Here is a 14,409-nt window from a genome sequence, read left to right as displayed (position 1 = left end):
TTCGTTTTTCTAAAAAGTCCCGTAGGGAATACATCAAATCGGGGACTATAAAACAGTACATCGAAAGCATGGAAGAAAAACAGCAGCTGTGAGCGAAATAAAACGGCGCCGCCGGCCGGGCATAAGCACCGAACTCGCCGCCCACGCAATTTTTTGGTTCCTGCAATAATGTGCAGATATGCACTGCACATAAAAAAGGAACCACGTGAACATTCTCGCCGCCGCCACCAAGCGCCACACCGCCAAAGCCTACGACCCGACCCGTCGCGTCCCCGAGGAACTGATGCAGCAGATCTATGGTCTGCTGCGCAACAGCCCGTCCTCGGTCAACTCCCAGCCCTGGCACTTCATCGTCGCCAGCACGCCGGAAGCCAAGGCCCGCATGGCCAAGGGCGCCCAGGGCGGTTTCATCTACAACGAACCGAAGATCCTCAACGCTTCGCACGTGATCCTGTTCTGCGTGCGCGCCGATGCCGACCAGCAGCACCTCGACAGCATCCTCGAGCAGGAGCAGCGCGACGGCCGCTTCCGCGACGAAGCCGCCAGGGCCGGCCAGGCCAAGGGCCGCCTGGGTTATGTGAACCTGCACCGCTACACCCAGAAAGACCTGCCGCAGTGGCTGGAAAAGCAGGTCTACATCGCCCTCGGTACCGCCATGCTGGGCGCCGCCAACCTGGGCATCGACACCACGCCGATGGAAGGCATCGACGTCCCCGCGCTGGACGCGGAATTCGGCCTGCACGAGCGCGGCCTGACCAGCCTGGTCATGCTGAGCTTCGGCTACCACGCCGAGACCGACTTCAACGCCGGCCTGCCGAAGTCGCGCCTGCAGGAAGAACAGGTGTTTACTTTCCTATAAAACGATGCGGAAGGGCTGGAGCGCGGGAAACCAGGCCCGCTCGAGGAGCTTCATGAATCCCTCGCGGGTCGGATAGCCCTCGTTCTCCCAGTCTTCCGCGTAGTGTTCCGGGTCGGTCGCCAGGACCCCGCGGCTGTCGACGTGGAACACGCGCTCGAGGGGCGAGTGGAATTCCGCCAGCACCTCGTCGTTCACCACGTCGATCATGCGCTTCATGACTTCGGTGCGGAAGGCCAGGTCGGGATCGACGTCGGCGTCGTCCATGATGGTCGTGAGCCAGCCGCCATGGCTGTTGACGAAGCCGCGGCCGTCGGGCACCGGATAGTCGTAGCCGTTCAGGAAGATCGGCTGTTGCCAAGTGGTCTTGCGGTAGGCCCAGCGGATGGCGCGGATGATGCCGTTCAGGCCTTCGCTGATGTGGTAGAGCATCAGGTCGAGGCGCGCAGGCGAGAAGCAGGCGGCCGGATCGGAGGCGGAGGAGCAATCGTCGCGCAGCGCCAGCCGGTGCTCGAGCGCGTCGTTGGCGAAGCCGCCGAGATAGACTTCGCTGAAGTGGCAATCCGGCGACAGGTGCATGCGGATCACGCTGGCATAGTGACCGTCGCCGATGTACTCGTTCAGCCTGGCGCCATTGAAGCCGAGCAGGCGGACACCCGCATGCTCGGGAGAGACCTTCGGGTGCTCGACCAGCGCATGCAGCAGCGTCTGGTCGGTATGCCAGAACCAGGCGTCGCCCAGCGCCAGTCCGGCGGGAGGCAGCGCTCCCGCAGCCGGACTTTCTCCTGGCCGATAGACATTGCCCATGCCGCTCTCCGCAGTTTCCCTGGCGCTGGCCGCCGCTCATGCTTTTGACAGGCGGCGGCGCAGGCCGGTTCCCGGCCGGGCAAAGACTTACTTGATCGCGCGGACCGCCTGCAGTACCGGCTGCAGCACGCTAGCGCCCAGGCGGGCGCTGCGCGCGCCATCCCAGCCCACTTGCGGATCCGGATCGTTGGCGTTGTCCTTGAACGGCAGTTCGAGGGTCAGCGACAGGCAGCCGAAGGCGTGGGTGATGTGTGGCGAACCCATGGTCAGGGTCTCTTCGCTATAGGGCGTCTCGCCATAGCCGTGCACGTCCTGGAAGTCCGGGCTGGCGACCATGAAGGCGTCCGAGAAGGCCTTCTGGGCGGCGGCCTGTTCGGCCGTGAAGTTCGGCAGGGATTCGCTGCCGGCGATGAACACATAGGGCAGGCCTTCGTCGCCGTGCACGTCCAGGCACATGTCGACGCCGACCTCGTGCATCTTCTGCTTGACGAGGAAGACTTCCGGGCTGCGCTCCATGGTCGGGTTCAGCCATTCGCGGTTCAGGTTGGCGCCGGCGRCATTCGTGCGCAGGTTGCCGCGCACCGAGCCGTCCGGGTTCATGTTCGGCACCACATAGAACACGCTTTCTTTCAGCAGCTGGCGCCCGAAGGGGTGAGCGGGATCGAGCAGGGCGTCGAGCATGCCCTCGACGAACCACTCGGCCATCGTCTCGCCCGGGTGCTGGCGTGCGATCACCCACACTTTTTTCTTCGCGGGCGAAGGTTCGCCGATGATCAGCATGTTCAGGTCGCGGCCGTCGACGGTCGAGCCGAGGTCGACCATGCGCACCTGCTCGGACAGCTGGGCGCGGTCCAGCAGCTCCAGGTGGCGCTCCCACGAGTAGGGCTCGAAGTAKGCGTAGTAGACGCTGTCCATGGCCGGGATGTGCTCGATGGTCAGCACCTGGCCGTCGAAGCTGGTCGGCACGCGGAACCAGTTGATGCGGTCATAGCTCGCCATCGCGTTGTAGTCTTCCCAGCCCTTCGGGTAGGCCGACTGGCCGGCGTTGAGCAGGCGGATCGTGCAGGGCTGGGCCTGCGCGCCCTGCAGGCGGAAGTAGAACCACTGGGTGATGTCGGCGTGCGAATCCTTGCGGATGTTCAGGTCGATGGCGTTCGCGCTCGTGGCGTTCACGATATCGATGGCGCCAGCGTCGAACTGGCTGCTGATYTTGATAGACATTGTGCGTCCTGTAGTGGGGACCTCGTCAAACCTGCTGCGCGTTGCATTTTCGGCCTGCGATGCTCGCCGTACCGTAAGTACGGCTGCGCTTCTCGGCCGAAACTGCGGCCGCTCGCTACGGTTTGACGAGGTCCTGTTATTTGAGTGGTAGGGCGTGCATCATACCCATGACTCGTTTCGGTGCGCAAATCGGCTCGTCTGTTGCCGGTCAAATGTCGGCCATCCGGCTTTTGCTAAGGTGCTCGTTTGGGAGGACAAACATGAAGAACGAAATTCGTGTCGCACATGCCGAAATCACCAGCATCGACAGGCGGGGCTTCTGGCTGCGCTGCCATCGGGAGGAGCTGTACCTGCCATTCGCCATGTTCCCCTGGTTCGAGCACGCGACCGTGGCGCAGCTGTGCCGGGTCGAGTGCTTCGGTGAAACCTGCCTGTACTGGCCGGGACTGGACCTGGAACTGGGCGTGGAGAGTATCCGGCTGTCGATGACGGCGCCTCAGCGCAATCCGCCGAACCTGTCGTAGAAGCCGGCATCCGCGCCGGGCGCCTCCGGATCCTCGCGCCGCAGCACCTCCATCAGGTGGGCCTCGGCCCTTTCCCAGGTCAGCCGGTAGATCGCCTGCGCCAGCGCATAGGCCTCCGAGCCCGGCCAGGGATTCGGGAGCAGGGCCAAAGGCAGCATCGGATCGTGCAGCTGGACGCGGCGGTAGGCGTGGATCAGCAGGCTGCGCACCACGAACGCGGCCTGGGGCGTGAGGTCCGTTTCCTCGCGCAGGGTCGCCAGCAGGGGCGTGAATTCGTCGATGAAGCGGCAGTAGTCGGATACCACGCCGGACAGGTCCCAGCCCTCCTGCACCAGTTCGCCCAGCGGACGCGAGCCGGCATCCGGCAGCTCGGCGGCGCTGCAGACGAAGACCTTGCCGCCGGCCTTGACCCGTTCCAGGATTTCGGCCAGCGGCGCGGGATCGGCGGCCGGATGCGCCAGCAGGCCCGGCGCCAGCATCGCATAGCCCTCCCACTCGAGCTCCTTGCGCACGGCCGTGCGCAGGGGCGCGTCGATGCTGCCGTTGGGCGCCATCACCAGGGTCCAGCGGCCATCCCAGTCGAGTCCCGGCGCGGCGTAGATGCGGCGGTTCGCGCGCTCGAAGCGCGGACGCGCCTCCGGCAGCAGGGCATAGCTGCTGCGCCGTCCCTCGCGGTTGGCCACCAGCCAGCCTTCCTGCACCAGGCGGAACACGCTGGTGCGCACCAGGCGGTCGGTCACGTCCATCGGCGCCACCAGTTCGATCAGGCTGCCCAGCCACAGGCGGGCGCCGTGCGGGGCGATGGCGTCGCCGAAGATGGTCATCACCAGCGATTTGGAGCGCGGCGGATCGGTGGCGAGGAAGCGGTTTATCCACTCGTTGCTGGTGAGCATTTTCATATGATTACTTTACCGCAATCACGACGCAGCCGACAGCTCTTGCATCACGATATGATTCAAAATTTTGGTGTACATCGCGTTTTTTGTATCGTATTATGGATTCAGTCAGAACACAAACGGAGACAGCCATGTACGCCCAAATGGTAGAAACCGGCCTCAAGAAAGTGCAGACGCGCGACGACATGAGCGCGGAAGAACAGGCTTTCCAGGCCCGCATCGACGCCGGCGTCAAGATCGAGCCGAAGGACTGGATGCCCGAGGCTTACCGCAAGACCCTGGTGCGCCAGATCTCGCAGCACGCCCACTCGGAGATCGTCGGTCAGCTGCCGGAAGGCAACTGGGTCACGCGCGCACCCACGCTCAAGCGCAAATCCATTTTGCTGGCGAAGATCCAGGACGAAGCCGGCCACGGCCTCTACCTGTACAGCGCCGCCGAAACCCTGGGCGTCTCGCGCGACGAGCTGCTCGATGCCCTGCATTCGGGCAAGGCCAAGTATTCGAGCATCTTCAATTACCCGACGCTGACCTGGGCCGACATCGGCGCGATCGGCTGGCTGGTCGACGGCTCCGCCATCATCAACCAGATTCCGCTTTGCCGCTGCTCCTATGGCCCCTACGCGCGCGCCATGATCCGCGTGTGCAAGGAAGAGTCCTTCCACGCGCGCCAGGGCTACGACATCATGATGCAGCTGGCCAAGGGCACGCCCGAGCAGAAGGCGATGGCCCAGGACGCGCTGAACCGCTGGTGGTGGCCCTCGCTGATGATGTTCGGCCCGTCGGACGCCGAATCGGTCAACAGCGCGCAGTCGACCCAGTGGCGCATCAAACTGTTCTCGAACGACGAGCTGCGCCAGCGCATGGTCGACCAGACCGTGCCGCAAGCCGAATTCCTCGGCCTCACCATCCCCGACCCCGATCTGAAGTGGAACGAAGAACGCGGCCACTACGATTTCGGCGAGATCGACTGGGACGAGTTCTACAACGTCCTGAAGGGCAACGGCCCCTGCAACAAGGAGCGCCTGCGCACGCGGGTGAAGGCCTGGGAAGAAGGCGAGTGGTTCCGCGATGCGCTGGTGGCGTATGCGGACAAGCAGGCGGACAAGAAAGCCGCGGCGTAAGAACAACCACCGTCGTCCCCGCGAAGGCGGGGACCCAAGTTGGGCGAGCAGCCTGCAAACAAACTTGGCCCCCGCCTTCGCGGGGGCGACGGCAGACAGGAGACACAAAAATGAGCAAAGAATGGCCGCTGTGGGAAGTCTTCATCCGCAGCCAGCACGGACTCGCCCACAAGCACGTCGGCAGCCTGCATGCACCGGACGCCGAGATGGCGATCAACAATGCGCGCGACGTCTACACGCGCCGTAACGAAGGCGTCTCGATCTGGGTCGTGAAGGCGGCCGACATCGTCGCCTCCAGCCCGAGCGACAAGGACGCGCTGTTCGAGCCGTCCAACAGCAAGGTCTACCGCCACCCGACCTTCTTCCCGATGCCGGAAGAAGTCAAGAACCTGTGAGGCCGGCCGTGGACGCAAACAATGCCAAGGTCGAATACCTCCTGCGCCAGGGCGACAACGCCCTGATCCTGTCCCAGCAGCTGTCCCAGCTGTGCGGCAAGGGCCCGGCGCTCGAAGAGGACATGGCGCTCACCAACGTCGCCCTCGACCTGCTCGGCCAGACGCGCATGTGGCTGACCTACGCCGGCGAACTCGAAGGCCATGGCCGCGACGAGGACCGCCTGGCCTACCTGCGCGACAGCCGCGAGTTCCGCAACTGCCTGCTGGTCGAGCAGCCGAACGCCGACTATGCGCAGGTCATGGTGCGCCAGTTCTTCTTCGATACCTGGCACTACTTCCTGATGCGCGGGCTGCTGGCCTCGACGGATCAACGCATCGCCGAGATCGCGGAAAAGTCGCTCAAGGAAGTCACTTACCACCTGCGCCGCAGCGGCGACCTGGTGGTGCGCCTGGGCGACGGCACGCCGCTCAGCCACGCGAAGATGCAGGCCGCCGTCGACGAGCTGTGGACCTATGCCGGCGAGATGTTCATCTACGACGCGGCCGACGAGGCCATGGTGGCGCAGGGTGTCGCGCCGCACGCCGAGCCGCTGCGCGAAGCCTTCCTGCAGCACGTCGGCGAAGTGCTGCTTGAAGCGACCCTGGCGATGCCGTCGCCGGAGGCCTATATGCAGCGCGGCGGCAAGCAGGGCCGGCATACCGAACGCCTCGGCTACATCCTGGCCGAGATGCAGTTCCTGCAGCGCGCCTATCCCGGCGCGGATTGGTAAGGCAGCACCATGAGCGAGGAGACGGTGATCGATACGTCCCAGGTCTGGGCCTGGCTCGGCGAGGTGCCCGATCCCGAGATCCCGGTGATCTCGGTGGTCGATCTCGGCATCGTGCGCGATGTCGCCTTCGACGGCGCTAGCGGCGAATGCGTGGTCACGATCACACCGACCTATTCCGGCTGCCCGGCCATGCAGGTGATCGCCGAGGACGTGGAGAGCGCCCTGCGCGCGCACGGACTCCAGCATGTGCGCATCGCCACCCGCCTGTCGCCGGCCTGGACCACCGACTGGATGAGCGAGGCCGGCAAAGCGGCCCTGAAGGGCTACGGCATCGCACCCCCTAGCCAGCAGGTGATCGACATCAGCGCCCTGAAGCACGGTGTGAAACGGCACGCGATCCAGGAGCCGGAAGTGCCGTGCCCGCATTGCGGTTCCCGCCACACCCTCGCCATCAGCCAGTTCGGCTCGACCCCGTGCAAGGCGCTGTACCGCTGCCTCGATTGCCGCGAGCCCTTCGACTACTTCAAGTGTCATTAAAACGATGAGCAAATTCCATCCACTCACCGTCGCCAAGGTGAAGCACGAAACACGCGACGCGATCGCGGTCACCTTCGACGTGCCGCCGCAGCTGCGCGAGGCCTTCCAGTACCAGCAGGGCCAGCACCTGACCCTGCGCGCGATGATCGACGGCGAGGACGTGCGCCGCTCCTACTCGATCTGCTCGGCGGTACAGGACGACCGCCTGCGCGTGGCGATCAAGCGCGTGAACGGCGGCCTRTTCTCGACCTGGGCCAACGAATGCATCCGCCCCGGCGTCACCATCGACGTGATGCCGCCCGAGGGCCGCTTCAACCTGCCGCTCGAACCGGAGAGCCGCCGCCACTACCTGGCCTTCGCGGCCGGCAGCGGCATCACGCCCATCCTCTCGATCATCAAGACCACCTTGATTGCCGAGCCGCACAGCCGCTTCACCCTGCTGTACGGGAACCGCGCTTCGTCGTCGGTGATCTTCCGCGACGAGCTGACCGACCTGAAGGACCAGTACCTGGAGCGCCTGAACCTGGTCTACATCATGAGCCGCGAGCCTCAGGACATCGAGCTGTTCCACGGCCGCATCACCGAAGACAAGTGCCGCGACCTGTTCCAGCACTGGCTGCGCGTGGAGAACGTCGACTACGCCTTCATCTGCGGGCCGGAAGACATGATGCATGGTGTCTCGGCCGCCCTCCAAGGCGCCGGCATGCCGAAGGAGCGCATCCGCATCGAGCTGTTCGCGGCCGGCGCGGCAAAGAGCGAGCGCAAGCCGCGCCCGGTGACGGCGGAGCCGCGTCACCAGACCGAGGTCACCGTGGTCATGGACGGTGTCCACGCCAGCTTCACGATGGACAAGGACAAGGAATCGCTGCTGGACGCCGGCCTGCGCGCTGGGCTGGACATGCGCTACTCCTGCAAGGGCGGCGTGTGCTCGACCTGCCGCTGCAAGGTGCTGGAAGGGCAGGTGGACATGGACGTCAACTACGCGCTCGAAGACTACGAAGTGGCGCGCGGGTTCGTGCTGAGCTGCCAGAGTTTTCCGGTGACGGATAAGATCGTGGTTGATTTTGATGTGCATGACTAAGCACCACTGACGCTAGCACGTCGTCCCCGCGGAGGCGGGAACGACGGGATAACAACAACGAGGAGACACCCATGACCTACGAATCCATCCAGTTCACCATAGCCGACGGCATCGCCGTCCTCACCCTCAACCGCCCCGATCGCCTGAACAGCTTCACCAAGGCCATGCACGGTGAAGTCCGCGACGCCCTGGACAAGCTCCAGGCCGACAAGACCGTCCGCGTGCTGGTGCTGACCGGCGCCGGCCGCGGCTTCTGCGCCGGCCAGGACCTGAACGACCGCGCCGTCGAACCGGGCGCGCCCGGCGTGGACCTCGGCGAATCGGTCGAAAAATACTATGCGCCGCTGGTGACGACCCTGCGCACCCTGCCGATGCCGGTGATCTGCGCCGTGAACGGCGTGGCCGCCGGCGCCGGCGCCAACCTGGCGCTGGCCTGCGACATCGTGCTGGCCGCGAAATCCGCCAGCTTCATCGAGGCCTTCTGCAAGCTGGGCCTGATCCCCGATACCGGCGGCACCTGGGTGCTGCCGCGCCTCATCGGTCCGGCGCGCGCGATGGGCCTGGCCCTGCTGGGCGACAAGCTGCCGGCCGAGAAGGCCGAGCAATGGGGCCTGATCTGGCGCTGCGTGCCGGACGAAGCCCTGATGGACGAGGCGATGGCGATGGCCGAGCACTTCGCCAAGGCGCCGACCAAGGGCCTGGCCTTCACCAAGAAAGCCATGCTGGCCAGCTGGACCAACACTTTGCAAGAACAACTGCAGCTGGAAGCCGGCATGATGCGCGAACTGGGCTACAGCCACGACTACCGCGAGGGTGTGGCCGCCTTCATCGAAAAGCGCCAGCCTCACTTCAAGGGAGAATGATCGATGGTCCAGGCACTCGAGAAGGGCAGCGTCGTCGCCGTGGTCGGCAGCGGCGCGATGGGCTCGGGCATCGCCCAGGTGGCGGCAAGCGCCGGGCACCAGGTGCGGCTCTACGACACGCGCCCCGAAGCCGTCGCCAAGGCGATCGCCGGCATCGGCAAGGCTTGGGACAAGCTGGTCGAGAAGGGCCGCATGGGCGCGGATGAAGCCAGCCTGGCGCGCGAGCGCCTGCGGCCGGCCGCATCGACGGCGGAGCTGAAGGACGCGGCGCTGGTGGTCGAGGCCATCGTCGAAGACCTCGAGGTCAAGCGTGGACTGTTCGCCGGACTGGAAGACATCGTTGGCCCGGACTGCATCCTGGCCACCAATACCTCGTCGATCTCGGTGACGGCCATCGCCGCCCGGCTGAAGCGCCCGGAGCGCCTGGTCGGCATGCACTTCTTCAATCCGGTGCCGCTGATGGCGCTGGTCGAGGTGGTCGAAGGCGTCGCCACCGATAAAAACGTGGCGGACACGGTCTACGCCACCGCCGAAGCCTGGGGCAAGAACCCGGTGCACGCGAAATCGACCCCGGGCTTCATCGTCAACCGCGTGGCGCGTCCCTATTATGCGGAAGCCCTGCGCCTGCTGCAGGAACAGGCGGCCGATGCGGCCACGCTGGACGCCGTGATGCGCGACGCCGGCGGCTTCCGCATGGGGCCTTTCGAGCTGATGGACCTGATCGGCCACGACGTCAACTTCTCGGTCACGCAGTCGGTGTTCAAGGCATATTTCGGCGACCCCCGCTTCACGCCCTCGGTGCTGCAGCAGGAGCTGGTGAATGCCGGCTTCCTCGGCCGCAAATCGGGCCGCGGCTTCTACCGGTATGGCGAGGGCGTGGCTGCGCCGGCGGCCCAGGCCGAACCGGCGGCGGAGATGCCGACGACGGTGCGCATCACGCGCCAGCGCGACCTCAGCGATCCCGTCTTCGACGCGCTGCAGGCCGTGGTCACCGAGCGCCTGGCGGCGCATGGGATCAATCCCAGCCATCCCTCGATGTTCGACGGTAGCGACACCCGCAAAGAGCCGGCCTTCCACGCCAATGGCGCCGCGATCTACCTGACCGACGGCCGCAGCGCCACCCAGCGCGCGGCCGACGACGATCACCCGAATACCGTGCTGTTCGACCTGGTGCTCGACCCGGCCAGGGCCACCCGCATCGCGCTGGCGAAAGCCGACCAGTGCAGCGAGGAAGCCTGGCGCGGCGCGGTCGGCCTGTTCCAGGCGGCCGGCTTCACTGTCACGCGCCTGGACGACGTGCCCGGCATGGCCGTGATGCGCACCTTCGCCATGCTGGCCAACGAGGCGGCGGACGCCGTCAACCAGGGCGTGTGCAGTGCGCGCGCCGTCGACGTCGCCATGCAGAAGGGCGTGAACTATCCGCGCGGACCGCTGGCCTGGGCCGATGCGGTCGGCCTGCGCCATGTCGCCGCGGTGCTGCACAACCTGGCGGCCACCTATGGCGAAGACCGTTATCGCGTGTCGCCGCTGTTGCGCCGCAAGCTGGCGGCCAATCCGGAAGGAGCGAGATTCCATGCAGTTTGATACCCGCGAACGTGCGCAGCAGCTGGCCGAACTGGCCGGCAAGACCATGTTCGAGCGCGACCCGGCCAGCCAGCGCCTCGGCATGAGCCTGGACCAGATCCGCCCGGGCTATGCGCGCATGAGCATGCGCGTGCGCGAGGACATGCTGAACGGTCACGGCACCTGCCACGGCGGCTATATCTTCATGCTGGCCGACAGCGCCTTCGCTTTCGCCTGCAACTCGCACAACTTCAACACGGTCGGCGCCGGCTGCAGCATCGATTACCTGTCGCCGGGACGCGAAGGCGACCTGTTGACGGCCGAAGCGGTCGAACAGGCGCTGTCCGGCAAGACCGGTGTCTATGACATCGTGGTCACCAACCAGGAGGGGCGCAAGGTCGCGCTCTTTCGCGGCAAATCCCACCGTGTGAACGGCATGGTGGCGGAAGCGGGCAATACCCAGTAATCAAGTAAGGAGAGGCAGATGGTGCAAGGCATTCCTCAACCCGGCGATCTCGAAGCGATCGAGCGCGCCAGCCGCGACGAGCTGCAGGCCCTGCAGCTCGAGCGCCTCAAATGGACGCTCAAGCACGCTTACGAGAACGTGGCGCATTACCGCCGCGCCTTCGACGAGAAGGGCGTGCACCCGGACGACCTCAAGACGCTCGCCGACCTGGCGAAATTTCCCTTCACCGAGAAGAAGACCCTGCGCGACAACTACCCCTTCGGCCTGTTCGCGGTGCCGCGGGAGCAGGTGGTGCGCGTGCACGCATCAAGCGGCACCACCGGCAAGCCGACCGTGGTCGGCTACACCAGGCGCGACATCGACACCTGGGCCGACCTGGTGGCGCGCTCGATCCGCGCGGCCGGCGGCCGTCCCGGCGACATGGTCCACATCGCCTACGGCTACGGCCTGTTCACCGGCGGCCTGGGCGCCCACTACGGCGCCGAGCGCCTGGGCTGCACCGTGGTGCCGATGTCGGGCGGCCAGACCGAGAAGCAGGTCCAGCTGATCCAGGACTTCAAGCCCTCCATCATCATGGTCACGCCCTCGTACATGCTGAACATCGTCGAGGAATTCAAGCGCCAGGGAATCGACCCGGCCACGTCCTCGCTGAAAGTCGGCATCTTCGGCGCCGAACCCTGGACCGACGCCATGCGCCGCGAGATCGAGCAGGGCGCAGGCATCGACGCGGTCGACATCTACGGCCTGTCCGAAGTGATGGGCCCGGGCGTGGCCAGTGAATGCATCGAGAGCAAGGACGGCCCGGTGATCTGGGAGGATCACTTCTACCCCGAGATCATCGACCCGGAAACCGGTGAAGTGCTGCCCGACGGCGCCGAGGGCGAGCTGGTGTTCACCTCGTTGTCGAAAGAGGCCCTGCCCATCATCCGCTATCGCACCCGCGACCTCACGCGCCTGCTGGCGCCGACCTCGCGCTCGATGCGCCGCATGGGCCGCATCACGGGCCGCTCGGACGACATGCTGATCATCCGCGGCGTGAACGTCTTCCCCAGCCAGGTCGAGGAACAGGTGCTGCAGATGCCGGCGCTGGCCCCGCACTACCAGCTGGTGGTGAGCAAGGACGGCCACCTCGACAAGCTGGAGGTGCGCTGCGAGCTGCGCCCGGGTGCGGGGGAAGCTCTCCTTGCGGACGAGCAGATAGCGGCCCTGGCCCAGGAACTGAAGCACCGCATCAAGACCTATATCGGCGTGACCACCAGCGTGAACCTGCTGCCGGCCCAGGGCATCGAACGTTCGATGACGGGCAAGGCGCGGCGCGTGGTCGACCAGCGCAACAAATAATCCGAGGAGACTTTTTCATGACTGACGCATTCATCGTCGACGCCATCCGCACCCCCTTCGGCCGCTTCGGCGGTTCGCTCGCCGGCGTGCGCGCGGACGACCTGGCCGCGCTGCCGATCGCGGCGCTGATCGACCGCAACCCGGGCGTGGACTGGAGCAAGGTCGACGACGTCTACTACGGCTGCGCCAACCAGGCCGGCGAGGACAACCGCAACGTGGCCCGCATGGCGGGCTTGCTGGCCGGCCTGCCGCCCTCGGTGCCTGGCACGACCATCAACCGCCTGTGCGGCTCCAGCCTGGATGCGGTCGGCATGGCCGCGCGCGCGATCCGCACCGGCGAAGCCCACTTGATCATCGCCGGCGGCGTCGAGAGCATGACCCGCGCGCCCTTCGTCATGGGCAAGGCCGATACCGCCTTCTCGCGTACGGCGAAGATCGAGGACACCACCATCGGCTGGCGCTTCGTGAACCCGAAGATGAAGGCGGAATACGGCATCGACTCGATGCCGGAGACGGCCGAGAACGTGGCTCGCGATTTCAATGTCTCGCGTGCCGACCAGGATGTGTTCGCGCTGCGCAGCCAGCAGAAATGGGCCGCGGCCAATGCGGCGGGTGTTTTCAAAGAGGAAATCGTACCCGTCACGCTGCATGGGAAGAAAGGTGAATCGCGCGTGTTCGACACCGACGAGCATCCGCGCCCCGACGTGAGCCTGGAAGGCCTGGCCAGGCTGAAGGGCGTGGTGACGCCGGATGGTTCGGTCACCGCCGGTAATGCCTCCGGCGTGAACGACGGCGCCTGCGCGCTGCTGCTGGCGTCGAGCGCCGCCATCGAGCAGTACAAGCTGACCCCGCGCGCCCGCGTGGTCGGCATGACCAGCGTCGGCCTGGCGCCGCGCATCATGGGCTTCGGTCCGGCGCCGGCGACGAAAAAGCTGTTGCAGATGACCGGCCTGAGCATCGAGCAGATGGACGTGATCGAACTGAACGAAGCCTTCGCCTCGCAAGGGCTGGCGGTGCTGCGCGACCTCGGCCTGCGCGACGACGACCCGCGCGTGAACCCGAACGGCGGCGCGATCGCCCTCGGCCACCCGCTGGGCGCCTCCGGCGCGCGCCTGGTGACGGCCGCCGTGAACCAGCTGCACCGCACGGGCGGCCGCTATGCGCTGTGCACGATGTGCATCGGCGTCGGTCAGGGCATCGCCCTCATCGTCGAGCGGGTCTGAGATGCCGATCTACGAAATCGACGGCATCCGTCCGGTGGTCCATCCAAGCGCCTACGTGCACCCGACCGCGGTGCTGATCGGCGACGTGATCGTCGGCCCGCGCTGCTATGTGGGGCCCCTGGCCTCGCTGCGCGGCGACTTCGGCCGCCTGATCCTGGAAGAGGGCGCGAACCTGCAGGACACCTGCGTGATGCACGGCTTCCCGGAGGACGACACGGTGGTCGAAGTGGACGGCCATATCGGCCACGGCGCCGTGCTGCACGGCTGCCGCGTGGGCCGCAACGCCATGGTCGGCATGAATGCGGTGGTGATGGACAAGGCCGTGGTCGGCGCGGAATCCATCGTCGGCGCAGCAAGCTTCGTGAAAGCCGGCATGGCGATCCCGCCGCGCAGCCTGGTGCTGGGGGCGCCGGCCAAGGTGATCCGCGAAGTGTCCGACGACGAGATCGCGTGGAAGAGTCATGGGACGCGGCAGTATCACGACCTGGCGCTGCGGTCGATGAAGTCGCTGCGGGAGGTCGAGGCCTTTACCGAGGTGGAGGCTGGGCGTGGGCGGCTGGTGTTCGATGAACCTCACCGTCCTAAAAAGTAGCCGCGAGTATTCGTAGGAACTTGGATTCCCGCCTGCGCGGGAATGACGTTTCTGGGTACGTGGCCTAAAGACCGTCGTCCCCGCGAAGGCGGGGACCCAAGGAAAAGCATCCGAATTCGAAAATACTGACGTTAGACCAAACTGACCGAAGGA

At 65.8% G+C, this 14,409-nt stretch carries 16 protein-coding genes; 13 read left to right on the top strand and 3 right to left on the bottom strand.

What is annotated here, in order from left to right; translation table 11 throughout:
- The first annotated feature begins 205 nt into the window (after window positions 1-205).
- A complete protein-coding gene (nfsB, locus tag AC1DIX_RS04300) occupies window positions 206-859 on the top strand; it encodes an oxygen-insensitive NAD(P)H nitroreductase (RefSeq protein ID WP_441934527.1) in 654 nt (217 codons plus the stop codon).
- On the opposite strand, the gene AC1DIX_RS04295 is transcribed toward nfsB, so the two are convergent.
- Window positions 854-1,663 carry a hypothetical protein gene (locus tag AC1DIX_RS04295; RefSeq protein ID WP_477322242.1) on the bottom strand — a complete coding sequence of 270 codons (810 nt, stop codon included), beginning with the start codon at window positions 1,661-1,663 and terminating at the stop codon, window positions 854-856. The two genes, nfsB and AC1DIX_RS04295, sit on opposite strands and share 6 nt — an antisense overlap.
- 87 nt (window positions 1,664-1,750) lie before the next feature.
- On the bottom strand, window positions 1,751-2,884 hold the full coding sequence (locus tag AC1DIX_RS04290; protein ID WP_477322240.1) for a M14 family metallopeptidase: 1,134 nt from the start codon (window positions 2,882-2,884) through the stop codon (window positions 1,751-1,753).
- A 260-nt stretch (window positions 2,885-3,144) separates the two neighbouring features.
- On the opposite strand from AC1DIX_RS04290, the gene AC1DIX_RS04285 reads away from it, so the two are divergent.
- Entirely contained in the window at window positions 3,145-3,408 is a 264-nt protein-coding gene (locus tag AC1DIX_RS04285) for a DUF2442 domain-containing protein (protein WP_477322238.1), read from the top strand.
- Here the strand turns inward: AC1DIX_RS04285 and paaX are convergent.
- Window positions 3,381-4,307 carry a phenylacetic acid degradation operon negative regulatory protein PaaX gene (paaX, locus tag AC1DIX_RS04280; RefSeq protein ID WP_477322236.1) on the bottom strand — a complete coding sequence of 309 codons (927 nt, stop codon included), beginning with the start codon at window positions 4,305-4,307 and terminating at the stop codon, window positions 3,381-3,383. The genes AC1DIX_RS04285 and paaX overlap by 28 nt on opposite strands.
- A gap of 128 nt (window positions 4,308-4,435) precedes the next feature.
- Here paaX and paaA point away from each other — a divergent pair, with 128 nt between their 5' ends.
- The 11 genes from paaA (at window position 4,436) to paaY (ending at window position 14,256) form a co-directional block, all read left to right on the top strand.
- Window positions 4,436-5,425: a 1,2-phenylacetyl-CoA epoxidase subunit PaaA gene (gene paaA / locus AC1DIX_RS04275; RefSeq protein ID WP_441934537.1), complete on the top strand. Its 990-nt coding sequence runs from the start codon at window positions 4,436-4,438 to the stop codon at window positions 5,423-5,425.
- Window positions 5,426-5,535: 110 nt separating this feature from the next.
- Window positions 5,536-5,820, top strand: a complete 285-nt coding sequence (gene paaB, locus AC1DIX_RS04270; protein ID WP_047821541.1) for a 1,2-phenylacetyl-CoA epoxidase subunit PaaB — start codon at window positions 5,536-5,538, stop codon at window positions 5,818-5,820.
- Between the two features lie 8 nt (window positions 5,821-5,828).
- On the top strand, window positions 5,829-6,590 hold the full coding sequence (paaC, locus tag AC1DIX_RS04265; protein WP_477322234.1) for a 1,2-phenylacetyl-CoA epoxidase subunit PaaC: 762 nt from the start codon (window positions 5,829-5,831) through the stop codon (window positions 6,588-6,590).
- Between the two features lie 9 nt (window positions 6,591-6,599).
- Window positions 6,600-7,127, top strand: coding sequence for a 1,2-phenylacetyl-CoA epoxidase subunit PaaD (gene paaD / locus AC1DIX_RS04260; RefSeq protein ID WP_477322232.1), 528 nt, complete (start codon window positions 6,600-6,602; stop codon window positions 7,125-7,127).
- A gap of 4 nt (window positions 7,128-7,131) precedes the next feature.
- A complete protein-coding gene (gene paaE / locus AC1DIX_RS04255; protein ID WP_477322230.1) occupies window positions 7,132-8,208 on the top strand; it encodes a 1,2-phenylacetyl-CoA epoxidase subunit PaaE in 1,077 nt (358 codons plus the stop codon).
- 71 nt (window positions 8,209-8,279) lie between these two features.
- Window positions 8,280-9,071, top strand: a complete 792-nt coding sequence (paaG, locus tag AC1DIX_RS04250) for a 2-(1,2-epoxy-1,2-dihydrophenyl)acetyl-CoA isomerase PaaG (RefSeq protein WP_477250845.1) — start codon at window positions 8,280-8,282, stop codon at window positions 9,069-9,071.
- 3 nt (window positions 9,072-9,074) lie between these two features.
- Window positions 9,075-10,655, top strand: a complete 1,581-nt coding sequence (gene paaH, locus AC1DIX_RS04245; protein ID WP_477322228.1) for a 3-hydroxyacyl-CoA dehydrogenase PaaH — start codon at window positions 9,075-9,077, stop codon at window positions 10,653-10,655.
- Window positions 10,645-11,100: a hydroxyphenylacetyl-CoA thioesterase PaaI gene (gene paaI, locus AC1DIX_RS04240; protein ID WP_441934548.1), complete on the top strand. Its 456-nt coding sequence runs from the start codon at window positions 10,645-10,647 to the stop codon at window positions 11,098-11,100. The genes paaH and paaI overlap by 11 nt, the downstream gene beginning before the upstream one ends.
- Window positions 11,101-11,118: 18 nt before the next feature.
- The gene (paaK, locus tag AC1DIX_RS04235) at window positions 11,119-12,441 is read left to right on the top strand and encodes a phenylacetate--CoA ligase PaaK (protein ID WP_477322226.1); all 1,323 of its coding nucleotides are present in this window, start codon (window positions 11,119-11,121) and stop codon (window positions 12,439-12,441) included.
- 17 nt (window positions 12,442-12,458) lie between these two features.
- A complete protein-coding gene (pcaF, locus tag AC1DIX_RS04230) occupies window positions 12,459-13,664 on the top strand; it encodes a 3-oxoadipyl-CoA thiolase (RefSeq protein WP_477322224.1) in 1,206 nt (401 codons plus the stop codon).
- A gap of 1 nt (window position 13,665) precedes the next feature.
- Window positions 13,666-14,256 (top strand): phenylacetic acid degradation protein PaaY, encoded by a 591-nt coding sequence (gene paaY, locus AC1DIX_RS04225; protein WP_441934554.1) that lies wholly within the window; start codon window positions 13,666-13,668, stop codon window positions 14,254-14,256.
- Window positions 14,257-14,409: the final 153 nt, after the last annotated feature.

The organism is Massilia sp. 05N420 (assembly GCF_056397205.1).
Note: the sequence above shows the minus strand (reverse complement) of the source record. Positions and strands in the feature narration are given on the sequence as shown.